The 21594-nt window shown below is 74.4% G+C and carries 20 protein-coding genes; 14 read left to right on the top strand and 6 right to left on the bottom strand.

Annotated features, from left to right (window positions below):
* Nucleotides 1-19 precede the first annotated feature (19 nt).
* Together AB0O91_RS22815 and AB0O91_RS22820 are read right to left on the bottom strand one after the other, a co-directional pair.
* Complete coding sequence (locus AB0O91_RS22815; protein WP_363436005.1) at nt 20-1339, bottom strand: zf-HC2 domain-containing protein; 1320 nt, start codon at nt 1337-1339, stop codon at nt 20-22.
* Nucleotides 1336-1917, bottom strand: a complete 582-nt coding sequence (locus tag AB0O91_RS22820) for a sigma-70 family RNA polymerase sigma factor (RefSeq protein ID WP_363436006.1) — start codon at nt 1915-1917, stop codon at nt 1336-1338. Before AB0O91_RS22820 ends, AB0O91_RS22815 begins: the two co-directional genes overlap by 4 nt.
* Nucleotides 1918-2587: 670 nt before the next feature.
* Here AB0O91_RS22820 and AB0O91_RS22825 point away from each other — a divergent pair.
* Nucleotides 2588-3061, top strand: coding sequence for an ATP-binding protein (locus tag AB0O91_RS22825; RefSeq protein ID WP_363436008.1), 474 nt, complete (start codon nt 2588-2590; stop codon nt 3059-3061).
* A 580-nt stretch (nt 3062-3641) separates the two neighbouring features.
* Here the strand turns inward: AB0O91_RS22825 and AB0O91_RS22830 are convergent.
* Entirely contained in the window at nt 3642-4613 is a 972-nt protein-coding gene (locus AB0O91_RS22830) for a helix-turn-helix domain-containing protein (RefSeq protein WP_363436009.1), read from the bottom strand.
* 137 nt (nt 4614-4750) lie between these two features.
* Here AB0O91_RS22830 and AB0O91_RS22835 point away from each other — a divergent pair, with 137 nt between their 5' ends.
* From AB0O91_RS22835 to AB0O91_RS22850, 4 genes are all read left to right on the top strand, one after another.
* The gene (locus AB0O91_RS22835; RefSeq protein WP_363436011.1) at nt 4751-6112 is read left to right on the top strand and encodes an MFS transporter; all 1362 of its coding nucleotides are present in this window, start codon (nt 4751-4753) and stop codon (nt 6110-6112) included.
* Nucleotides 6113-6171: 59 nt separating this feature from the next.
* Nucleotides 6172-6699 carry a GNAT family N-acetyltransferase gene (locus tag AB0O91_RS22840; protein WP_363436013.1) on the top strand — a complete coding sequence of 176 codons (528 nt, stop codon included), beginning with the start codon at nt 6172-6174 and terminating at the stop codon, nt 6697-6699.
* Between the two features lie 112 nt (nt 6700-6811).
* Entirely contained in the window at nt 6812-7159 is a 348-nt protein-coding gene (locus AB0O91_RS22845; RefSeq protein ID WP_363436015.1) for a DUF4229 domain-containing protein, read from the top strand.
* A 203-nt stretch (nt 7160-7362) separates the two neighbouring features.
* On the top strand, nt 7363-8352 hold the full coding sequence (locus tag AB0O91_RS22850; protein ID WP_363436016.1) for a LacI family DNA-binding transcriptional regulator: 990 nt from the start codon (nt 7363-7365) through the stop codon (nt 8350-8352).
* Between the two features lie 122 nt (nt 8353-8474).
* Here AB0O91_RS22850 and AB0O91_RS22855 read toward each other — a convergent pair whose 3' ends face one another.
* The gene (locus AB0O91_RS22855; protein ID WP_363436018.1) at nt 8475-9683 is read right to left on the bottom strand and encodes an MFS transporter; all 1209 of its coding nucleotides are present in this window, start codon (nt 9681-9683) and stop codon (nt 8475-8477) included.
* 222 nt (nt 9684-9905) lie between these two features.
* Between AB0O91_RS22855 and AB0O91_RS22860 the strand changes: the two genes are divergently transcribed.
* Nucleotides 9906-10043, top strand: a complete 138-nt coding sequence (locus AB0O91_RS22860; RefSeq protein ID WP_363436020.1) for a hypothetical protein — start codon at nt 9906-9908, stop codon at nt 10041-10043.
* 98 nt (nt 10044-10141) lie between these two features.
* Nucleotides 10142-11497 carry a dicarboxylate/amino acid:cation symporter gene (locus tag AB0O91_RS22865; protein ID WP_363436022.1) on the top strand — a complete coding sequence of 452 codons (1356 nt, stop codon included), beginning with the start codon at nt 10142-10144 and terminating at the stop codon, nt 11495-11497.
* A gap of 375 nt (nt 11498-11872) precedes the next feature.
* Here AB0O91_RS22865 and AB0O91_RS22870 read toward each other — a convergent pair whose 3' ends face one another.
* The gene (locus AB0O91_RS22870; protein WP_030287184.1) at nt 11873-12076 is read right to left on the bottom strand and encodes a cold-shock protein; all 204 of its coding nucleotides are present in this window, start codon (nt 12074-12076) and stop codon (nt 11873-11875) included.
* A gap of 420 nt (nt 12077-12496) precedes the next feature.
* Between AB0O91_RS22870 and AB0O91_RS22875 the strand changes: the two genes are divergently transcribed.
* From AB0O91_RS22875 to AB0O91_RS22905, 7 genes are all read left to right on the top strand, one after another.
* Complete coding sequence (locus tag AB0O91_RS22875; RefSeq protein WP_363436023.1) at nt 12497-13408, top strand: menaquinone biosynthesis protein; 912 nt, start codon at nt 12497-12499, stop codon at nt 13406-13408.
* Between the two features lie 256 nt (nt 13409-13664).
* Nucleotides 13665-15518 (top strand): serine/threonine-protein kinase, encoded by a 1854-nt coding sequence (locus tag AB0O91_RS22880; RefSeq protein ID WP_363436025.1) that lies wholly within the window; start codon nt 13665-13667, stop codon nt 15516-15518.
* A gap of 128 nt (nt 15519-15646) precedes the next feature.
* Nucleotides 15647-16867: a cyclic dehypoxanthinyl futalosine synthase gene (gene mqnC / locus AB0O91_RS22885; protein WP_350505030.1), complete on the top strand. Its 1221-nt coding sequence runs from the start codon at nt 15647-15649 to the stop codon at nt 16865-16867.
* Nucleotides 16868-16986: 119 nt separating this feature from the next.
* A complete protein-coding gene (locus AB0O91_RS22890) occupies nt 16987-17736 on the top strand; it encodes a hypothetical protein (RefSeq protein ID WP_363436027.1) in 750 nt (249 codons plus the stop codon).
* A gap of 262 nt (nt 17737-17998) precedes the next feature.
* Nucleotides 17999-18586, top strand: coding sequence for a hypothetical protein (locus AB0O91_RS22895; protein WP_363436028.1), 588 nt, complete (start codon nt 17999-18001; stop codon nt 18584-18586).
* Between the two features lie 212 nt (nt 18587-18798).
* A complete protein-coding gene (locus tag AB0O91_RS22900) occupies nt 18799-19494 on the top strand; it encodes a demethylmenaquinone methyltransferase (RefSeq protein WP_363436030.1) in 696 nt (231 codons plus the stop codon).
* A gap of 295 nt (nt 19495-19789) precedes the next feature.
* Entirely contained in the window at nt 19790-21079 is a 1290-nt protein-coding gene (locus AB0O91_RS22905; RefSeq protein WP_363436056.1) for a geranylgeranyl reductase family protein, read from the top strand.
* Nucleotides 21080-21152: 73 nt separating this feature from the next.
* Here the strand turns inward: AB0O91_RS22905 and AB0O91_RS22910 are convergent, their stop codons facing one another.
* Nucleotides 21153-21572, bottom strand: coding sequence for a MazG-like family protein (locus AB0O91_RS22910; protein ID WP_363436031.1), 420 nt, complete (start codon nt 21570-21572; stop codon nt 21153-21155).
* Nucleotides 21573-21594 lie beyond the last annotated feature (22 nt).

Raw genomic sequence — 21594 nt, forward strand, 5'->3', positions numbered from 1 at the left:
GCGGCAGGCGGGCCCGCGGTCAGGGGCGCGCCAGCAGGGGCAGCGCGTGCAGCACCTCGCGCACCGCGGCCCGGTCGCCGTGCTCGCCCACCGGCAGCCGGTCCGGATCGCGGTGCGCGGCCGCCAACTGGCACAGCTCCAGGCCGTCCAGCACCATCGAGGCCACCGGCTCGCCGTCGGCCGGACCGGTGGGCGCGGTCGACCCGACCGACCCGCCGGACCCGGCCGGCCCGGTCGGTCCGGCGTCCAGCGGCACCAGCCACTCGCCCGCCGCCGGGCCGTCCACCACCAGCCGCAGCCGCCGCCCGGTCGCCGGCCCACCGGGCGTCCCCGGCACCCCGGCCGGCGCCGGACGCGCCGCGCGCAGCCCGGCCAGCGCCCCCGGCAGCAGCCGCACCACCAGCTCCACCATCTGCCGCAGGTGCCGCGGCGACGGCGGGGCGTACGGGTAGGCGACCGCGCGGGCCACGTCCTCGCCGTGCACGAAGCACTCCAACGCCCGCTCCACGAAGGCGTCCCGCAGCGGTACCACCGCGAAGCCCAGGTCGACCGGGGTGCCGCCCTGCGGGGCCAGTGCCGCGCTGCGCACCAGGTCGTGGGTCTGCTGGCGCCACCGGGCACGCACCGACTGCGGCGGCAGCCCGGCCTGGTCGGCCAGCAGCCGGGCGGTCCGCGCCGCCACGGCCGCGTACCGGCCGCGCTGCGGCGGCACCCGCGGCGCCGGGACACCGGCCGGCTCCTGCGGCGGCACCCGCCGCGCCGGGACCGACGCCCCGCCCGCACCGGGCACCGGGTCGGGCAGGCCGAGGGCGAGAGCCAGCACGCCGTCCACCGCCGTCAGCCGGCCCAGCACCTCGGCCGGACGCAGCCGCTCGGCGCCGCCGTGCCAGGGCAGTTCGGCCACCTCCTGCCACTCCTCCGGGCCGAGGTCGCGCAACAGGGCGTCCAGCTTGGCGGTCTCCGCCGTGTACGGCATTCCCCAGGCGGGGACGGGCAGTTCGGCCGGTCGACGGGACAGGCACCAGTCCAGCACCTGCCGGCGCAGCGAACCGGGCTGGTCCAGCGGCTCGTCCAGGGAGAGCCAGCCCGCCGCCTCGCGCAGCCGGGCCGCCTCCTCGGCGCACTCCGGGCAGGCGCGCAGGTGCCGCTCCAACTCGGCGGCCTCGCGCGGCGGGCAGGCGCCGAGCGACCACGCGCCGAGCAGTGAGCGCAGCGCGTCGTGCTGCTCGGCGGATTGTCCGGCGGGCTGCTCGTCGTGGTGTTCGTCGTGCTGTCGGTCGTCCTGCTCGTCGTACCGCTCGCCCCGTTGGTCGCCGGGCCGTGCCCCCGAACCGTTCACCTGCCCCCGCCCCCATCCCCGTCGTGCTCCTGCCGGGCGCGTTCGTCGGCCAGTTCGGTGGCCAGCAGCTCCAGGCCGAGCCGCATCCGCTGCTTGGCGGCCTGCTCGCTGATGCCGAGCAGCCGGGCCGTCTCCTGGTAGGTGCGGCCGTCGTAGTACGTCACCGCGATGGTCTCACGCAGGGGTTGGGGCAGGGAGTCGACCACGTACTGCATCCGCGCGGCGGTCGCCACGGCGCGGATCTCCTCCTCGGTCGCGCCGCCGTCGCGGCCCGGGGCCGGTTCGGCGCCGCGCCGGTCCCGCAGCCGTTCGACCGCGCGGCGGTGGGTGAGCGAGCCGAGCCAGGAGCGCAGCGAGCCCTGGGCGGGGTCGAACTCCTCGGGGTGCTCCCAGACGTGGGCGAAGACCTCCCGGGTGAGCTGGGCGGCGGCCGCCTGGTCGGCGAGTATCCGCCCGGCCAGGCCGTGCACCATCGGCGCGAGCCGGTCGTAGAGCTCGCCGAGCGCCGTCTCCTCGCCGCGGGCGATGCGTCGCTGCAACTGCTCGTCCCAGCGCGGGATCCGGTCCGGGGCGGCCATCGAGAACCACCCTCCTGCCCGGTCCTTGGCGTTACCCAACGGTATCCCGTGGTCGGTCGGCGGCGGGAGGTAAACCGGCAAGAACGGAACGCCGTCTCGTGGTTCGGCGGATGCGAGGGGCTCGGCAGGTTCGGGCTTGCGACCGGTTCGGCGGATGCGGGGGGTTCGGCCGGTTCGGCCGGGGCGGGCTGTGGATCGTCACATCGTGGGACGGTCCGCTGGTGGGACGGTCCGCCGATGCCGCTGTTCGAGGACCCCTGGACATATGTCGCACGGGTGGTTCGCGAGTGGCGGGCCGGGAGTCGGGGGTGTCCGGCGGTAGGTTCCCGCCCAGGGCGTGTCCGACACGCCCCACCGGCGTCGGCCCGGGCCGGCCGAGTGCCGGTGCGAGGCTCGTGAGAGTGAACGGGACAGTATGCACTGCCCCGTCCCCCGATCGCCGGAATATGCCCGAAGCGCTTGCTGCGGCCCGTCCGCCCACCCATCCTGAGGCGTATTCGTGTCGCGGCCAGTGCGCGACTGACGAGTTGGCACGGGCGAGTGGCGCGGGCGGACGGGTCGGCGAGCGCCCGGGTGAGCCCCGGGTGGCAACCGGGACGAGGGCCCCGCCGGCCGGCTGATCCGGCCCGATCGGGACGTTGGCCGAACTGCGAGTGCGGGTGGTGGAGCGGTGCAGGTTCTTCAGGTACAGCTTGCGGTGCGGGCGGACCCTGCCGAAGTCGGCCGGGCCCGCCGGTGGGTGCGCTCACGGCTGCTGAACCACGGGGTCGACCCGGATGCGCCGATGGCCGAGACGGTGGTGCTGGTGGTCTCCGAACTGGTCACCAACGCCGTGGTGCACACGGGTTGTCCGGCCGTGCTGAGACTCTGTCTGCCGGTGTCCGAGGACTGCGCGCAGGCCGGTCCGCCCGGACCGCTGCGGGTGGAGGTGGCCGACGCGAGCCGGATCGCCCCGGCCCCCCGGCACGCCGGGCCGGACGAGGACGCGACCAACGGGCGCGGGCTGGAGCTGGTCGAGCTGCTCTGCGAGCGCTGGGGCTGGTACCCGGACGGCTCGGGCAAGCGGGTCTGGTGCGAGATCGGCAGCGGGGCCCGCCCGGTCGATCCGCTGGCCGGTGTGGACTGGGCCGCTTTGGCGCAATAGCGGCTTCCGGTGGCGGACCCGGTCGGGTCCGGTCGGGCTCGGTCGGGTTCGGTCGGGGGTCGTTGGTGGGCGGTCGGGTTCCGGACGGGTGCCGGACGGGCGCCGGACGGGTCCCGGGGGCCGGTTCCCGGTGCTGTGACGGGCGGTGGCGATCACCGGCCGAAAGCTGACGCAACCATTCCGAATTTCGGACTACCCATTGACGTGACGTATCCGACTGATCACGCTTGGGTGCGGCGCTCCGTTGCGAGGGGACGCCGAGGGGACTTTCCGTCCGCCGCCACGGTGCTGCTGTCCAGGGGGATCGCGTCAGCAGGGGGGATCGTGGCGGGCCGGGCGCGGCCCGCTCCTCGGCGAGTGCGGAGGGAGTGGCGCGGGTTCAGGGCCCGTGCGCCGCGATCGGACGGCGGCCCGGCACGCTGCGCTCGGAGCGCACGCGGTCGGCCGTCGTCCGCCGGGACGCCCCGGAGGGACGGTTTTCGGCCGGGCGCCAGTCTTCTCCCAGGGCCCACTCAGCTTCATGGGAATCCCCGGCACTTCCCGGCGCTCCCTGGCCTTCCCGGAGCGGGCGGGCGGGGTCTCAGACCGGGGTGGTCCGGAAGGTGCGCCGGTAGGCGCTCGGCGCCACGGCCAGCCGCCCGCGCAGTTGGAGCCGCAGCGAGGCCGCGGTGCCGAAGCCGGACTCCCGGGCGACCTGGTCGATGGTCAGGTCGGTTCGCTCCAGCAACTGCCGGGCCCGCTCGGTGCGCTGGGTGGTGATCCACTGGCCGGGGCTCGCGCCGGTCTCCTCCCGGAACCGCCGGGTGAAGGTCCGTACGCTCATCCCCGCCCGGTCGGCGAGTTGGCGCAGTGGCAGCGGTTCGTCCAGGTGCTCCAGGGCCCAGGCGCGGACCGCCGCGGTGCCGGCGCCGCCGGTGTCGACCGGGCTCGGGGCCACCACGTACTGCTTCTGGCCGCCGTCGCGCCACGGCGGCACCAGGCAGTTGCGGGCCACCGCGTTGGCCACCGCGCTGCCGTGGTCGCGGCGCACCACGTGCAGGCAGAGGTCCACCCCGGCGGCCACCCCGCCGGAGGTGAGGACGTCGCCGTCGTCGGTGTAGAGCACGTCCGGGTCGAGCAGGACCTCGGGGAACGTCCGGGCGAAGAGCTCGGTGTAGCGCCAGTGGGTGGTGGCCGGGCGGCCGTCCAGCAGTCCGGCGGCGGCCAGCAGGAAGGAGCCGGTGCAGATCGACATCACCCGGGCGCCGGGCCGGATCCGCCCCAGCGCGGCGGCCAGTTCGGGGGTGAAGGGGGCGTCCACGCCGCCCGGGAGGGCGTCGTGGCTGGCCGGGACCACCACCGTGTCGGCCCGCTCCAGCAGTTCGGGGCCGTGGTCGACCGAGATCCGGAAGTCGGCGCTGGTGGCGACCGGCCCGCCGTCCAGGGTGCAGGTGGCCACCTGGTAGAGCGGGCGGTCGGCGTCGTCCTTGGCGTTGCCGAAGATCCTTGCGGGGATGCCGAGTTCGAAGGCGATCACGCCCTCCAGGGCGAGTACCGCGACCAGGTGCGCCATGCCGTTCCGTCCCGTCCCCGACCGTTCCGCCCGTTCGCCGCTCCGGGTCAGGATACGTCGGTGCTTGGCCCGATCCTTGCGAAAACGGTCATTCAGGCCACTCGTCCGGGTGCTGCGGGCTCGGGAGACTCGTCCACGTGACCGAACGCCGTGGACTCGCCGCCTCCGCCCCCTCCGCTGCCTCTTCCTCTTCCTCTTCCTCTTCTTCCGACGCCCCGTCCGGTCGGCCCGCCCCCGGGCGCCCCCGGGTGCACTACGCCTGGGTGGTGGCCGCCGTCGCCCTGGTCGTCCTGCTCGGCTCGGCCGGCTTCCGCTCCACGCCGAGCCTGATGATGGACGCCCTGCACAACGAGTTCGGCTGGTCGCTCGCGACGATCTCCGCCGCCACCTCCGTCAACCTCACCCTCTACGGCCTCACCGCCCCCTTCGCCGCCGCGCTGATGGACCGTTTCGGCGTGCGCCTGGTGGTGGTCTGCGCGCTGCTCACCATCTCGGTGGGGGCCGGCCTGACCATGCTCATGCGCCAGCCCTGGCAGCTGATCCTCTGCTGGGGCGTGCTGGTCGGCCTCGGCAGCGGCTCGATGGCCGGCGCCTTCGCCACCACCATCACCGGCCGCTGGTTCCAGGCCCGCCAGGGGCTGGTCACCGGCGTGCTCACCGCCGCCGGGGCGGCGGGCAACCTGGTCTTCCTGCCGGTCGGCGCCTGGCTGGTCGAGCAGCACGGCTGGCGCTCGGCCGTGGTCGTGGTCTCGCTCGCCGCCAGCGCCGTCGCCGTGCCCGTCCTGCTGCTGATGCGCGAGCGCCCCGCCGATCTCGGCCTGCTCCCGTACGGCGCCACCGAGCCCCCGCCCGCGCCGGTGCGGGACGCCCGCGCCCTCGCCCGCACCCTGCGGGTGCTGCGCGACGCCGCCCGCACCCGGCCGTTCTGGCTGCTCGCGAGCTCCTTCGCGATCTGCGGCGCCACCACCGCCGGCCTGGTCGGCACCCACTTCATCCCGGCCGCGCACGACCACGGCATGCCCGTCACCACCGCCGCGAGCCTGCTCGCCCTGATCGGCCTGTTCGACGTGCTCGGCACCGTGTTCAGCGGCTGGCTCACCGACCGGGTCGACTCCCGGCTGCTGCTCACCGTCTACTACGGGCTGCGCGGCCTCTCCCTGTTCCTGCTGCCGCAGTTGCTGGCCGGCTCGCTGCAGCCGCCGATCCTCGCCTTCGTCGTCTTCTACGGCCTGGACTGGGTGGCCACCGTGCCGCCGACCGTCGCACTGTGCCGCCGGCACTTCGGCGACGACGCCCCGATCGTCTTCGGCTGGGTACTGGCCGCCCACCAGATCGGCGCCGCCGTCGTCGCCGGGCTGGCCGGCCTGGCCCGCGACGCGCTCGGCAACTACGACCTCACCTGGTACGGCGCCGGGGTGCTGTGCGTGATCGCGGTCGGGCTCTGCCTGGCGCTGCGCGGCGGACGGCCGGCGGGCCGGGTGGTGCCCGCGCTCTCCTGACCGGGCGGTGCCCGCCCTCCCCCGAGGGGCTGTCCGATCGGAGGTCTAGGCTCCGCTTCATGGCGCTCACCTTCACCCTGGACCCGAAGCTGGACTCCGACCTGCGCACCGCCGTCGTCCGGTTGTGGACGGACGTGACCAACGCCGGCGGTGCGGTCGGCTTCGTGGCCCCGGTCACCGAGGAGCAGGTCCGGGCCACCGCCGACCGGCAGTTCGCCGGAGCCGCCCCCGACGGCCCCGACCGGCTGCTGGTCGCGCACGAGAGCGCGACCGGCCGACTGGTCGGGGTGCTGTTCTTCGCCTCGATGCGCTTCGAGCTGATGGAGCACTGGCGGATGCTCAAGCGGGTCATGGTGCACCCCGACGCCCAGGGCCTCGGGTACGGCGCCGAACTGCTCGCCGAGGCCGCGCGGGTCGCCCGCGGCTGGGGCCTGGAGTCGCTGCGGCTCACCGCCCGCGGCGGGCAGGGACTGGAGCGCTTCTACCACCGCTGCGGCTACCGGGAGGTCGGCCGGGTGCCGGCCGCGATCCGGGTCGCCCCGGGGGACGACCGGGACGACATCACCTTCTGGCTCGACCTGCGCTGACCCCGCCGGCCGCGCCCCGGGGAGGGGACGGCGGCCCCCTGACCCGCGCCGGGTGTCAGGCATGCTTGACTGGAAGACCCGTCCCCGGCCCGATCCAGAAGGATGTGTCCCAGTGAGCAGCAACGGCCCGCAGAAGTCGCACGCCACGCTCCGCTACACCTCCATGCGGGCCAGCATCTTCCTCGGCTGCCTGCTGGTGGCCCTGCTGCTCGGGCACTTCCAGGTCATCCCGGTGAGCGGTGACGCCGGGGTGATCTTCCTCGTCCTGCTGGCCGCGGTCGTCTCCGCGCCGCTCAGCTACGTGCTGCTGAGCAGGCAGCGCGACGAGATGTCCTCGCAGATCTCCACCAAGGTCGCCGGGATGCGCAGCCGCACCGCGGAGCGGATCGCCGCCCAGAACGCCGAGGAGGACGCGGTGGACGACGCCGCCCGCGCGGCCGCCTCCGGGCAGCAGAACTGACCCCCGGCGCCGCCCGCGTGCCCGCCGTGCCCGCCACGCCCGCCGACCCGCAGCTGCCGACCGGGGCCGATCCGTCGGCCGGAGCCGATGCGCCGACTGGCGGCGGTCCGTCGACCGGGGCGGGTCCGTCGGCCGATGCCGGTCCGTCGACCGGTGTCGGTCCGGCGGTGTCCGGGCGGCCGACCGGGACCTGGCCGGCCCCCGTGCGCCGGCCCACCGGGCGGGACGTGGCCCGGCTGGCCGGGGTCTCCCAGGCCACCGTCTCCCTGGTCTTCTCCGGCGCCGAGGCCGGCCGCCGGGTGTCCGAGGCGACCCGGGACCGGGTCCGCGAGGCGGCCCGCAGCCTCGGCTACCGCCCGCAGGCGGCGGGCCGGCAACTGCGGCTGGGCCGCAGCGGGATGATCATGCTGGCCGTGCCCAACCTCCAGGGCCCGTTCTTCGGCCGGGTGCTGGAGGGCGTCCACCACGAGGCCGGCCGGCACGGACTGGCGGTCGTGGTCAGCTCCGGCTGGGGCAGCGGGACGCTCGCCGAGGCCGCCACGGCGGGCCGCTTCGACGGCCTGCTGATCTGCTCCCCGGACGACAGCCAGCTCGGCGAACTGCCGCCGGACACCCCCGCGGTCTTCCTGGACGCCGACCCCGGCACCGACCGCGCGCGCCCGACCGTCGAACTCGACGTGGCCGGCGGGATGCGGGCGGCGGTCGAGCACCTGGCCGCCCTCGGACACCGCCGGATCGGGCACCTGCGCTCCACCCATGCCGCGTACACCTTCCGGGTCCGGCAGGCCGCCTTCGAGCAGGCCGTCCGCGAACTCGGCCTGGAGGTCGTGGAGTTGGGTGTGAGCCTGAACGAGGGGTACACGGCCGCGCGGAGTGCGGCGGGGGAGCTGCTGGAGCGGACGGACCGTCCGCGGGCGGTGATCTGCGACGACGACGTGGTCGCCTCCGGGGTCTACCAGGCCGCCGCCGAGCGCGGGTTGCGGGTGCCGGACGACCTGTCGGTGGTCGGCATGGACAACATCGCGGTCGCGGGGCTGCTCGCCCCGCCGCTGACCACCGTCGACCTGCCGGGCGAGGAACTGGGCCGGGCGGGAGCGGCCGCGCTCGCCGGACTATTGCGCGGTGAGCGGGTGGCGCCGGTCGCGCCGCTGGCCACCTCGCTGGTGCAGCGCTCCTCGACCGCCCGGGCGTGACTGCCGTTCGGGCGTGACTGCCGTCCAGGTGTGACCGCTGTCCCGGGCGTGACCGCTGTCCGCGGGTGACTGCGCCCGCCGGCCAGACCCCCGGCGGGCGCAGTCGTCTGTGGGGTGGGCGCTCAGCCCACCGGGACGGGTTCGGCGAGCGGCGCCACCGGTGCGCCGTGGAACCAGCGCCGGGCGCCGAGCAGTACCAGCCCGCCGAGCGCGATGCCGCCGGCCGCGCACACCGCGACCGGGCGCAGCGAGTCCTCGGCGAGGTGGCCGGAGACGGCGTAGCCGAGCGAGTTGCCGGTGGCGAACAGGGTGACCAGCCAGGCGAAGGCCTCGGTGACCGTCCCGGTCGGGGCCAGCTCGGCGACCAGCACGAAGGCCGCCGCCAGCAGCGGGGCCAGCATGATGCCGGACAGGAAGGCCAGTGCGGCCATCGGGTACGGGCCGGGCAGCGTGACCAGCGGCAGGTAGGAGGCGGCCATCGCGAGGGCCATCACCCAGGTGCGGGTGGCCGTGCTCTGCCGCCAGTCGACCATGCCGTAGGCGAGCGCGCCGAGCAGTCCGCCGAGCGCGGCCAGGGCCAGCAGGGTGCCCCCGCCGCCGGGCAGGCCGTCGGCGTGCCGCTCGGCGTAGGCGATGAACAGGACGTTCTGCGCGCCGACCGCCCAGCCGGCCCCGGCCAGCCCGATCAGCAGCAGCACCAGACCGGGGGAGCGCAGCGGGCCGAGCAGCCCGGCGGACTGCTCGCGGGCGGGGGCGCGCCAGGCCCGGGCCGGTGCCGCGGTGGCCACGACCAGGGCCCCGACCAGGCCGAGTCCGGCGGCCACCCAGAGCGCGGCGACCGGGCTGAACAGGCCGGCGATCCCGGCCACGGCCAGCGGTCCGGCGACGTAGAGGATCTGCTGGGAGGCGGAGTCGAAGGCGTACGCGGTGTCGAGCTGCCGCTCCTCGACCACGTCCGGCCAGAGCGAGCGCAGGCAGGGCTCCAGCGGCGGCATCGCGAGGCCGGCCACGGCGGCGCCCAGGGGCGCGGCGACCGGGGAGCCGGGGGCGAGGGCGAGCAGCGCGTACCCGCCGCCGGCCACGACGGCGGAGGCGAGCAGGACGCGCGGCTGCCCGGTGCGGTCGACGATCCGCCCGAGCACCGGCCCGCCGACGGCGGCGGCGATGGCGTAGGCGGCGGTGGCCAGCCCGATGCGGCTGTACGGGACACCGGCCTCGCGCAGGGCGAGGGCGATCACCAGGGCGGTCATACCGGCGGGCAGGCGGCCGAGCAGGGTGCCGAGCAGGAGTCGGGTGACGTGCGGGGCGCGGAGCAGGGCGAGGTAGCCCATCGGTGGTCTTCTCCGGTCAGGGCAGAGGGGCAGGGCGGGGGAGGGGGTGCCGTCCAAAGTTATACGTATAACTGCCGACCGGTCAATCCGACCGGGAGGCGGAGCTGATGGTGCGTCAGCTTCGTTCGTGTCCGGATCTCACCCCGAGGCGGCCTCGGGTGGGGGCTCGATCTCAAACAAGTACTTTGAACATCTCAAACCTTTGCTGCTAACGTGTCGACCGTGACCACCTCAGACGCACTGCGGATGCACGGCCCGGGCCCGCTGCCCGGCGCCGCCCACCCGGGTGCCCTGACCGGTGCTGTGGACAGCCCGCGCCGTTGTCGCGCCATGAGCTGTATCGCGGCGGCACGCCCCTGAAACGGGCCCCCGGCCTTCCCCGTCCGGCCCGCGCCGTGCCGCCCGCCCCCCCCTCGCCCCCCACCGTCAGCAACGCCCTCCCCCGGAGTCGCACCCCCATGTCCACAGCGCCCGAGGCGACCTCGTCGCCGTCCGTGCTCACCCGCATCCGCAAGACGCCGTTCTGGGTGCAGATCGTCGCCGGCCTCGTGTTCGGCGTCGGCCTCGGCTACCTGGCCCGTGCTGCCGACGTCTCCTGGCTGGCCACCACCCTGGAGACGATCGGCAAGATCTTCGTCCAGCTGCTCAAGCTGGCCGTGCCGCCGCTGGTCTTCACCGCGATCGTGGTGAGCGTCGCTAACCTGCGCAACGTCACCAACGCGGCCCGGCTGGCCACCCGCACGCTGCTCTGGTTCATGATCACCTCGCTGATCGCGGTCGGCATCGGCCTCGGCCTCGGCCTGCTGACCAACCCCGGCCAGGGCACCAACCTCAAGACCGAGGGCCTCAAGGCGCTCGACTCCAAGGGCACCTGGATCGACTTCCTGACCGGGATCTTCCCGACCAACATCGTCGACGCCTTCGTCAAGGTGAACGTGCTGCAGATCGTCTTCATGGCGGTCGTGGTCGGCGCCGCGATCATCAAGCTCGGCACCAAGGCCGAGCCGGTCCTCAAGCTCAGCGAGTCCGTGCTGGAGCTCACCCAGACCGCCCTGTGGTGGGTCATCCGGCTCTCCCCGCTCGGCACCCTCGGCCTGATCGGCAAGTCCGTCGCCAAGTACGGCTGGGACCTGCTCAAGCCCTTCGCCACGCTGACCCTCGACATCTACGTCGGCTGCGCGCTGGTGCTGTTCGTCGTCTACTCGCTGGTGCTGCGCTTCGCCGCGGGCCTCAACCCGCTGCACTTCTTCAAGGGCGCCTGGCCCGCCATCCAGCTGGCCTTCGTCTCCCGCTCCTCGGTCGGCACCCTGCCGGTCACCCGCCGGGTCACCGAGCGCCTCGGCGTCCCGAGCGAGTACGCCTCGTTCTCCGTGCCGTTCGCCGCCACCACCAAGATGGACGGCTGCGCCTCGATCTACCCGGCCGTCGCCGCGATCTTCGTCGCGCAGGTCTACAACATCGAGCTGGGCATCAAGGACTACATCCTGATCGCCTTCGTCTCGGTCGTCGGCTCGGCCGCGACCGCCGGTCTCACCGGCGCGATCATCATGCTGACGCTGACCCTGTCCACCCTGGGCCTGCCGCTGGAGGGCGTCGGCCTGCTGCTGGCCATCGACCCGATCCTGGACATGATGCGCACCGCCACCAACGTGGCCGGCCAGGTGGCCGTGCCGGTCGTGGTCGCGGCCCGGGAACGGATCCTGGACCTGAACGCGTACAACAACCCGTCCGGGGACCTGTACGAGGAGGACTCGCCGAAGGCCGTCGTCCCGGGGCAGGGCGGCGAGCGGGCGGCTGCTCCGGCCGTGGCCTGAGGCCGCCGGCGTCGAGGTGCGCGAGCGCCGAGGACGGAAACGCCCCGGTACTGAAGCGCCGGAGTGCTGAAGTGCGGGAGTACTGAAGTGCCGGAGTGCTGAAGTGCGGGAGTGCTGAAGCGCTGGAGTAATGAAGTCGGAGTACGGAAAAGGGCTCTCCCCGGTGTCGGGGGGAGCCCTTTCCGTGTTCCTCGTTCCCGTGTTCCCCGCCCTTTTCCGGGCGCGGCCCGGCGGGCGGGTGCCCGGCGAAAAGGCAGGGGGCCCGCCGCGATGGGCAGGCCCCCTTGGGTGCTGCTCTTGTGCTCATCGTGACGGCTGTCGGGAGCCGTCGGCGGACCCGAAGGGGTCCCGAGCGATCAGAACATCAGAGGATGGTCAGACAGCGGTGACGTTCTCCGCCTGCGGGCCCTTCGGGCCCTGGGTGACGTCGAAGGTGACCGCCTGGTTCTCCTCCAGCGAACGGAAGCCGTTCGCATTGATGGCGGAGTAGTGGACGAAGACGTCGGGGCCGCCGCCCTCCTGGGCGATGAAGCCGAAGCCCTTCTCAGCGTTGAACCACTTGACGGTTCCCTGAGCCATGCCGTTCTCCTTGCGATGCGTGTCGGGGGCCACACCGTGTGGTCCCCGGTCCGCTGCGCTGATCGCCCTGCCTCCGGACGAGTCCGAAGTTTTTCGATATTGCTGAAAAACTACAAAAAGCCCGCGGTTACATGCTCCGCAGGCTTCAAGTACTGCAAGGGGAATCAAACTGCAACTGAGGGCAACGCTAGCATGCGGCCGCTGTGACGACCAGGGGTCACTTGCGGTCCGGACGGCGCGTGTCGTAGGCCCCCGGAGCGGGCTGGTAACGGGTGCCGGAAGGCGTGTTGGGGGCGCGGGGAGGGCGTGCGGGGGCGCGGCCGGGGAGCGTCCGCGCCGGTGGCGGGTGGCCGGTGCGAACCACCGTGAACAGCGGGCATACGCTGCGGGGAAGCGCACGAACAGCAAGGGAGCGGCGCAGTGGCAGCACCGGACGCACAAGCACGGGAGCCCGAACCCGAGGAGAACACCCCGGTCAGGCCCAGGGTCGGCCATATTCAGTTCCTGAACTGCGTACCCCTCTACTGGGGCCTCGCCAGGACCGGCAACCTGCTCGACCTCGACCTCACCAAGGACACCCCCGAGAAGCTGAGCGACCAGCTCGTCGGCGGCTCCCTCGACATCGGGCCGATCACCTGCGTGGAGTACCTGCGCAACGCCGACGACCTGCTGGTCCTGCCGGACATCGCGGTCGGCAGCGACGGCCCCGTGATGTCCTGCCTGATCGTCAGCAAGGTGCCGCTCGCCGACCTCGACGGCCGCCGGGTCGCCCTCGGCTCCACCAGCCGCACCTCGGTCCGGCTCGCCCGGCTCCTCCTGGAGGAGCGCGAGGGCGTGCGTCCCGACTACTTCAGCTGCCCGCCGGACCTCAGCGCGATGCTCGCCGAGGCCGACGCCGCCGTCCTGATCGGCGACCCGGCCCTGCGCGCCTACCTCGGCCAGGCCGCCGACCTCGGGCTGACCGTGCACGACCTCGGCGAGATGTGGAAGGAGTGGACCGGCCTGCCGTTCGTCTTCGCGGTCTGGGCCGTGCGCCGCGAGTTCGCCGAGCGCTGCCCCGAACTGACCGCGGCCGTCCACCGGGCCTTCCTGGAGTCCCGCGACCTGTCGCTGGTCGAAGCCGCCAAGGTCGCCGAACAGGCCGCCCGCTGGGAGGCCTTCGGGGCGGACGTGCTGGAGCGGTACTTCAGCGAGGCGCTGGACTTCTCGCTCGGCGGGCGGCAGCTGGCCGGGGTCGCCGAGTTCGCCCGGCGGGTCGCGCACGACAGCGGCTTCGCGCCGGACGTGGCGGTGCGGCTGCTGGAACCGGCGGCGCTGCCGGTCGGGCCGTAGCGGGAGCCGGAGCGGGAGCGGGAGGGCGGGGGCGGGAGCGGGCCTCCGCGCTGGTCGGCCGGGTGGCCGACCGGGCGGCCGACCGGGTGGTTCGACGGTGGTCGGGCGGTGGTCGGACGGTGGTCGGTCCGGCCCGGTACGGTCTGCTCCCGAGGCGCGTCCGGCGGGTGCCGTGCGGGCGCGGCTCGGGAGCGGCGTACGCGGCCGGGCACCCGCCCGGGGCCGCGCGTGCGCGTGCGAGGGGAGCGTGCGGGGCATGCGGGCACTGGGGTCGGACGATCCGCGCCGGGTGGGCGGCTACCGGCTGCTGCGGCGGCTCGGCTCGGGCGGGATGGGCCGGGTCTACCTCGGCCGGACGGCCGGCGGGCGCACCGTCGCCGTCAAGGTGGTGCGGACCGAGCTCGCGGACGACGCCGAGTTCCGCGCCCGGTTCCGCCACGAGGTGGCCGCCGCCCGGCGGGTCGGCGGCAACTGGACCGCGCCCGTGCTGGACGCCGACACCGAGGGCGAAGCGCCCTGGGTCGCCACCGGCTACGTCGCGGGCCCCGCACTCTCCGCCGCCGTCCGGGCGCACGGCCCGCTGCCCGAGCCCGCCGTCCGCGCCCTCGGGGTCGGGCTCACCGGAGCCCTCGCCCACGTGCACGGGCTCGGCCTGGTGCACCGCGACGTCAAACCCTCCAACGTGCTGCTCACCCTCGACGGGCCGCGGCTGATCGACTTCGGGATAGCCCGGGCCCTGGACGCGACCAGCGGGTTCACCCGTTCGGGGTATGTGGTGGGCTCGCCCGGCTTCATGTCGCCCGAACAGGCGAACGGACAGACGGCCGGACCGGCCGGGGACGTCTTCTCGCTCGGCGCCGTCCTGGCTTACGCCGCCACCGGTGTCCACCCCTTCGGCGAGGGGGTCAGCGCGGCCGTCCTGCTCTACCGGGTGCTGCACGAGGAGCCGGACGTCGCCGGCCTGCCCGAGCCGCTGCGGGCGACCGTCCTGCACTGCCTGGCCAAGGACCCCGCCGCCCGGCCCACCCCGCAGCAACTGGCCGCCCGGCTGGACCCGGACGGCGCGGCCGCCGACCGGCTCACCCGCGGCGACTGGCTGCCGCCGGTGCTGGCGGCGGGGGTCGGCCGCAGCGCGGTGGAGCTGCTGGACCTGGAGCTGCTGGAGCGGGAGGGGGAGCCGTTCGGTGCGGTTCCGCGGACGGAGGCGCCGGCGGAGGTGTCGTGGACCGGGACGGTGCGGGACGCGGGGGCGCGCGGCGGTGCCGGTGCGCCCACTCGTCCGGCGGGTGAGGACGTGGCCGCGCCGGCCGGGCCGACGGGGGAGCGGGGCGGAAGCGGGGACAGGGACAGGGACGAGGGTGGGAGTGGGGCTGGGGCTGGGGCTGAGGGCTGGAGCGGGGACGGGGTGCTGTCGGCGCCGGGGCCGGGCGAGGAGCCCGGGTCGGCCCGGCGCCGTCGTCGGGCCGGGGCCGCGGCGGCGCTGCTGCTGGGGGTCGCCGTGCTCGGGGGCGGCGGGTACGGGCTGTACGCGCTGACCCACCGGCCCGGCCCGGTGGCGTCGGCGCCCTCCGCGGGACCGGTGCCGCCTCCGTCGACCGGACCGGGGGCCCCCGCCGTGTCGCCGGTGACGTCGGCCGTCCCGCCGGTGGCCTCCGCCGCGGCCACCGCCGGCTCCGGGGCAGGCTCCGGAGCGGCGTCCGGGGCGGCCGCGGCGCCGCCCGTGACCGGCGGGCCGGACGCGGTGCCGGCGGCCTTCCTGGGCACCTGGACCGGCGACATGGTCACCGACAAGGGCCTGCCCGGCGGCACCACCACGCTCACCGTCCGCCAGGCGGCCGTCGGCCAGGACGCCGTCGCCAGCCGCAACGCCGTCTCCGGGCTGATCTCGATCAGCTGCGAGGGCGCCTGGACGCTCACCTCGGCCTCCGGGACCACGCTGGTGTTCCGGTCCCGGCTGGTGCGCTCCTCGCTCCCCGGCGCCTGCACGAGCGGTTCCAACGCCGAGACGCTCACCCTCGAGTCCGACGGGACGATCCGCTTCTCCTCCGCCGACCCGGCTGCCGGCAACCCGGTCGGCACCCTGCGCAAGGCGGGTGCGGCGGCCCCGTGACGGCGCGCGGCCCAGGCCCTCCGACCGGTCGGGGCGCAGTTCAGCGGGCTGACGCGGACGCCCGAAAGGCCTGGCGTAGGCTGGTTCGGCCGTACCCGAGTAGCACTTGAGAGAGAGAAGGCCGCCAGGTGACCGAGCTCGCAGCGACCACCCTCGATGCGTCCAGCACCGACCTGCAGGCCGTGCTCGACCGGGCCGCCGCCGGCGGCCGGATCACCCCGGAGGAGGCGCTCGAGCTCTACCGCTCGGCGCCGCTGCACGCGCTCGGCTCCGCCGCCGACGCAGTGCGCCGCCGCCGCTACGCGGGTACCGAGCACATCGCGACGTACATCATCGAGCGCAACATCAACTACACCAACGTGTGCGTGACGGCGTGCAAGTTCTGCGCCTTCTACGTGCCGCCGAAGAGCGACAAGGGCTGGTCGCGCGAGCTCGACGAGATCCTGCGCCGCTGCGCCGAGACGGTCGAGCTGGGCGGCACCCAGATCATGTTCCAGGGCGGCCACCACCCCGACTACGGCGTGGAGTACTACGAGCGCGCGTTCTCGGCGATCAAGGCCGACTTCCCGCAGCTGGTGATCCACTCGCTGGGCGCCTCCGAGGTCGAGCACATGTCCCGGATCTCGGGCGTCTCCATCGAGGAGGCCATCACCCGGATCCACAAGGCGGGCCTGGACTCCTTCGCCGGCGCCGGCGCCGAGCTGCTCCCGGAGCGGCCGCGCAAGGCGATCGCCCCGCTCAAGGAGTCCGGCGAGCGCTGGCTGGAGATCATGGAGGCCGCGCACGGCCTCGGCGTGGAGTCCACCTCCACCATGCTGATGGGCACCGGCGAGACCAACGCCGAACGGATCGAGCACCTGCGGATGATCCGCGAGGTGCAGGACCGCACCGGCGGCTTCCGCGCCTTCATCCCGTACACCTACCAGCCCCAGAACAACCACCTCAAGGGCTCGACCCAGGCCACCGTCTTCGAGTACCTGCGGATGATCGCGATCGCCCGCCTGTTCCTCGACAACATCGCCCACATCCAGGGCTCCTGGCTCACCACCGGCAAGGAGGCGGGCCAGCTGTCGCTGCACTACGGCGCGGACGACCTGGGCTCCGTGATGCTGGAGGAGAACGTCGTCTCGGCGGCCGGTGCCAAGCACCGCTCCAACCTGACCGAGCTGATCCACCTCATCCGCGCCGCCGACCGCGTCCCGGCGCAGCGCTCGACCACCTACGAGCACCTGCGGGTGCTGGACGACCCGGCGAACGACCCGGTCGACCCGCGGGTCGCCTCGCACATCGCCTCCACCGCGATCGAGGGCGGCACGGCGCACCCCGAGCTGAAGATCCTGGACAACTGAGCCCGGCCGCCGGACCGTTGCCGTCGTGCTGACCGCGTCCTCGCCGTGCTGACCGCCTCCGCTGTGCCGGCCGCCACCGCTGTGCTGACCCCACCTCCACCGTGCTGACCCTGCACCGGGTGGCGCTCCTGCTGCCCGATCCGGCCGCTCCCACCGCCCCGTCCGTCGCCGACGGGGCGGTGCTGGTGCGCGGCGAACTGGTCGAGGCCGTCGGGGCGTTCCCGGAGCTGGCGGCCGCCCACCCGACGGCGCGGGTCCGGGACTGGGGCCCGGCCGTGCTCACCCCCGGGCTGGGCAATCCGTGGGGCCGGCGGCTGCTGGAGCGGGACTACCACCCGGACCCGCGCGAGGAGATCGGCGTCGAGCCGGTCCCGGACGGGCTGGTGGGGTGCGACGACGAGTCCCGGTACGGGGCGAGCGCGCGGCGCGGGCTGCAGCGGATGCTCGGGTTCGGGGTGACGGCGGTGGCCGGGCCGTTCGAACGGGCGGCGGTGCGGACGGCGGTGGCGCGGTCCGGGCTGGTGGCGCTGATGGGGGTCGGGCCGGGTGGCTCGGGGACGGGTGCTGGCCCGGGTGTCGGCGTGGGTGCTGGCGTGGGTACTGGCGTGGGTACTGGCGTGGGTACTGGCGTGGGTGTCGGGGCCGGCTCGGGGGCGGGTGTCGGTGCGGGCGGGTTGGATCCGTTGGTGGTGCTGCCGCTGGAGCAGGCCGTGCACGGGCGGGTGGCGGTCGGCGGGCGGGCGGACTTCGCGGTCTTCCCGGTCGTTCCGGCCTCTGCCGTGCTCCCGCGGCCCGGAGGCGCGGTACCGGCGGCCGGAGGGTGCCTGGCGACCGTCCTGGGCGGGCGGTTGGTGTACCGGCGGCGCTGACGGCCGCCAGGGGGCGTGCGGGCGGCCCGGTGTGACGTACTCGTCAGTAGTCCGATTGCCGTGCCCTGCACGGGACTTCCTTCGTGTGCACCCGAACTTCCGTGCCCGCTGCGGGGAGTGATTGCCGCTTCGCCGTGACCTGAGGGGCCGCCAGCGGATACGATCCCGGACAGCTCACTCCGTACCCTCACCACACCACCACCCGCGCCCGCGGGCGGCGGGGCCGTGTCCCAGGCCCCGGAGGCAAGCCAGGACAGGAACCATGCGAACCGCGACCGTTCCCCCGCCGCGATCCCCGCGGTTGGGCCGTGGTTGGTACCTCGCCGCCGTGCTCAGCGCCGTGCTGGCCGTCGGGATGTGCCTGCTCGGTTGGCGCCAGGCCGACCAGGCCGACCGGATCGCGGCCCACCCGGTGAGAGTCGAGGGCGTCGTCACCCAGCTGCCCACCGGCGGCGGCACGTACAGCGCCGTCAGCTACACGGCGAGCGGCCAGCCGCACACCGCGGCCGCCCTGCCCCTCGCCGACGGCGCCAGGGTCGGCGACGCGGTCTGCCTGGAGCACGCGGCCGACGACCCCGGCGCGGTGCGGATCTGCGGCGACACCTACCCGCAGCCCGTCGGCGTGGGGCTGGCCCGGTTCAGCGTGCCGGTCGCCGTCGTGCTGTTCGTCATCTGCATGCTGCGCATCCGGCGCCACCGGCGGGCCGTCGCGAGCCGCGGCGGGCAGGGGCGGCTCGCCAGCAACCTGGCGCTGGCGACCGGGGCGCTGGCCGAGGGGATGCCCGCGATAACCCAGGGCAAGCGCTCGCGGCGCCGCCGTCGGGCGGGCGGGCGGCGCGGCGCGCACTGAGCCGCACGGAGCCGCGCAGGGTCGCACTGAGTTTGGCTGAGCCGCACGGAGCCGCACTGAACCGAGGGGGTGGCGGGGGTTCCACGGATGAGGCGGGGCCCGGCCGTGGTGGGCCCGGCGCGCTCCGGCCGCCGTGGTGGCGCCCCGTGGTCATGCACCCTGGTTGTGCCCCGTTGGTCGGGGCACCCGTCACAGGGTGAACAATGGGGGGCGTGACCCGAGCCTCTCTGGACAAGCAGCCGCACGAAGTCGCCGCCATGTTCGACGACGTCGCGGCCAAGTACGACCTCACCAACGACGTGCTCTCCCTCGGCCAGGCCCGCGCCTGGCGCCGGGCGGTGGCCGAGGCGGTGGCCGCCGGACCCGGGGACCTCGTGCTTGACCTCGGGGCCGGCACCGGCACCTCCTCGCTCCCCTTCGCCGAGGCCGGGGCCAAGGTCGTCCCGTGCGACTTCTCGGTCGGCATGCTCACCGAGGGCAAGCGCCGCCACCCCGAACTGCCGCTCACCGCGGGCGACGCCACCCGGCTGCCGTTCGCCGACGACACCTTCGACTCGGTGACGATCTCCTTCGCGCTGCGCAACGTCCAGGAGACCGACGCCGCCCTGCGCGAGATGCAGCGGGTCACCAAGCCCGGCGGCAAGCTGGTCATCTGCGAGTTCTCCACGCCGACCTGGACGCCGTTCCGGACCGTCTACACCGAGTACCTGATGCGCGCGCTGCCGCCGGTCGCCACCGCGGTCAGCAGCAACCCGGACGCCTACGTCTACCTCGCCGAGTCCATCCGGGTCTGGCCGGACCAGCCCACGCTGGCCTCCCGGATGCAGGACAACGGCTGGTCGAAGGTCGCCTGGCGGAACCTGACCGGTGGGATCGTCGCGCTGCACCGCGGGTACAAGCAGGCCTGATCGGGCGGTGGCGTCCGGCGGCTGGTCGTTCGGCGGCTGGTCCGGCCGGGCTGCGGCGGCACATGGCTGGGGCGGCACATGGCCGGGGCGGGACGTGCCGGGTCGGCGGGTGGCGGGCAGGTGCGGGGGCGGGCGGTGGTCGACGGATGGCGGCCGACGGGTGCCGGCCGACGGGTGGCGGTCGGGCGGTGGGCGGTTCGCCCCGCGTGAGCGGAACTAGACTGCCGGAGACAAAAGCCGCCATCCCCCGCCGCAGCTCCAGGAGTGTGTCCACGTGTCCGAGACCGCAGCCGATCTGACGAAGCCGGACAGCACGGTCGAGAGCACCGCCGACGTCATCGTGGTCGGAGCGGGCCCGGCCGGCTCCACCACCGCGTACTACCTCGCCCAGGCCGGGCTGGACGTGCTGCTGCTGGAGAAGACCGCCTTTCCGCGGGAGAAGGTCTGCGGCGACGGTCTGACCCCGCGCGCCACCAAGCAACTGGTGGACATGGGCATCGACGTCTCCACCGAGAACGGCTGGCTGCACAACAAGGGCCTGCGCATCATCGGCGGCGGCGTCCGGCTGGAACTGGACTGGCCCGAGCTGGCCTCCTTCCCGGACTACGGCCTGGTCCGCAAGCGCGCCGACTTCGACGAACTCCTGGCCCGTCAGGCGGAGAAGGCCGGCGCCCGGCTCTACGAGCGCTGCAACGTCAGCGGGCCCGTCCTGGACGACCGCACCGGCCGGATCGTCGGCGTCACCGCCAAGCTCGGCGAGGAGAAGCGGCCGGTCACCTTCCGGGCCCCGCTGGTCGTCGCCGCCGACGGCAACTCCACCCGGCTCTCCCTCGCCATGGGCCTGCACCGCCGCGAGGACCGCCCGATGGGCGTCGCCTACCGCACCTACTTCAACTCCCCGCGCCACGACGACGACTACCTGGAATCCTGGCTGGAGCTGTGGGACACCCGCGGCGGCCAGCGCAAGCTGCTGCCCGGCTACGGTTGGGTCTTCGGCATGGGCGACGGCACCTCCAACGTCGGCCTCGGCATCCTCAACTCCTCGCCCGCGTTCGGCGAACTCGACTGGCGCGAGGTGCTCAAGGCCTGGTGCGCCAGCATGCCGGCGGAGTGGGGCTACACCCCCGACAACATGACCGAGCCGATCCGCGGCGCCGCGCTGCCGATGGCCTTCAACCGGCAGCCGCACTACACCCGGGGCCTGCTGCTCGTCGGCGACGCGGGCGGCATGGTCAACCCGTTCAACGGCGAGGGCATCGCCTACGCGATGGAATCCGGGCAGATCGCCGCTGGTGTCATCGTGCAGGCCCACGCCCGGGTCACCGAGGGCGGCCGCGAGCGCGCCCTGCAGGCCTACCCGCGCATCCTCAAGGACGTGTACGGCGGCTACTACACGCTCGGCCGCGCCTTCGTGAAGCTCATCGGCAACCCCAAGGTGATGCAGCTCGCCGCCCAGCACGGCCTGCCCCGGCCGCTGCTGATGCGCTTCACCCTCAAGCTGCTCGCCAACCTCACCGACCCGGCGGGCGGCGACGCGATGGACCGCCTGATCAACGGGCTGGCGAAGGTCGCGCCCAACGCGTGACGCCGGGCGGTGGCCCGGGGGTTGTCCTCGGCGGCGGCCCCGGCGGTGTCCCCGGGGCCGGACTTCCGCTGACCTAGCGGGCCTCCGGTGCCGTTGCCGCCTGATCCTTCTGGTCCACCTGCGCTGCCTGCACCGCTGTCCGTGCCGGCTCCGCCGCCTCCCGCCCGCTCGTGTCACGGGAGGCGGCGGAGCGCTGCTCGACGTAGGCGAGGCGCTCGGTGAACACCCGGGCCGCGTCGGGGGTGAGCGTCCGCAGGGCGACCAGGGCGCTGAAGACGACGTCGCAGAGCTCGTGCTGGACGTCCTCCCAGGTGTGGGTGACGCCCTTGCGCGGGTTCTGTCCGGTTGCGCCGATCACGGCCGCGCCGACCTCGCCGATCTCCTCGGAGAGCTTGAGGAGCCGCAGCAGGCGTTCCTCCTGCGGCGACTGCGTACTGTGCTCGTCCAGCCAAGCGACCAGGTGGTCGACGCTCTCCCAGATCCGGCTGTCCATGCGGTGCTGCTCCCCTGCGGTG

Origin of the sequence: Kitasatospora sp. NPDC089797, from assembly GCF_040684795.1 — a bacterium.
Taxonomy (GTDB): domain Bacteria; phylum Actinomycetota; class Actinomycetes; order Streptomycetales; family Streptomycetaceae; genus Kitasatospora.

Excerpts from the sequence above, each read along its gene's own strand:
- AB0O91_RS22880 (WP_363436025.1), top strand. The coding sequence starts at position 13,665 with ATGCGGGCACTGGGGTCGGACGATCCGCGCCGGGTGGGCGGCTACCGG.
- AB0O91_RS22855 (WP_363436018.1), bottom strand. The coding sequence starts at position 9,683 with ATGGGCTACCTCGCCCTGCTCCGCGCCCCGCACGTCACCCGACTCCTG.
- AB0O91_RS22830 (WP_363436009.1), bottom strand. The coding sequence starts at position 4,613 with ATGGCGCACCTGGTCGCGGTACTCGCCCTGGAGGGCGTGATCGCCTTC.
- AB0O91_RS22870 (WP_030287184.1), bottom strand. The coding sequence starts at position 12,076 with ATGGCTCAGGGAACCGTCAAGTGGTTCAACGCTGAGAAGGGCTTCGGC.
- AB0O91_RS22840 (WP_363436013.1), top strand. The coding sequence starts at position 6,172 with ATGGCGCTCACCTTCACCCTGGACCCGAAGCTGGACTCCGACCTGCGC.
- AB0O91_RS22895 (WP_363436028.1), top strand. The coding sequence starts at position 17,999 with ATGCGAACCGCGACCGTTCCCCCGCCGCGATCCCCGCGGTTGGGCCGT.
- AB0O91_RS22820 (WP_363436006.1), bottom strand. The coding sequence starts at position 1,917 with ATGGCCGCCCCGGACCGGATCCCGCGCTGGGACGAGCAGTTGCAGCGA.
- AB0O91_RS22910 (WP_363436031.1), bottom strand. The coding sequence starts at position 21,572 with ATGGACAGCCGGATCTGGGAGAGCGTCGACCACCTGGTCGCTTGGCTG.
- AB0O91_RS22865 (WP_363436022.1), top strand. The coding sequence starts at position 10,142 with ATGTCCACAGCGCCCGAGGCGACCTCGTCGCCGTCCGTGCTCACCCGC.